This window comes from Lyngbya sp. CCY1209, assembly GCF_035615495.1.
In the GTDB taxonomy this organism is placed as follows: Bacteria; Cyanobacteriota; Cyanobacteriia; order Cyanobacteriales; family Microcoleaceae; genus Limnospira.
Map to the genome: position 1 here is coordinate 1 of NZ_JAJENU010000247.1, position 248 is coordinate 248.

The window sequence follows — 248 nt, forward strand, 5'->3', positions numbered from 1 at the left end:
GCCTTGATACAGTTCTCTATCTTGTCATCACTCAGACACGGGGTCGGGTTGCGCCGTTGAGCCGATGTCCAGGTTGACTTGCGCCGTCCTGGTTCGAGTGGCGGGTTGCAGCGATCGCAATATTGCTCGAACAGATCTTCGGGGCGGTCTTTCACCCGTTCCCCCATGTATTGCAGCCGTTCGTATGTCCCCAAAAGGTCTTGGGCGACCTTGATCGCGTCGTCACCGCGCTGTCCGTCTGGCGACCC

At 58.9% G+C, this 248-nt stretch carries 1 protein-coding gene; it reads right to left on the reverse strand.

Annotation, left to right across the window (positions count from 1 at the left end; all coding sequences use genetic code 11):
• The coding region (locus LKE08_RS06540) for a hypothetical protein (protein WP_324703400.1) at positions 1-248 on the reverse strand (248 nt) is incomplete at both ends.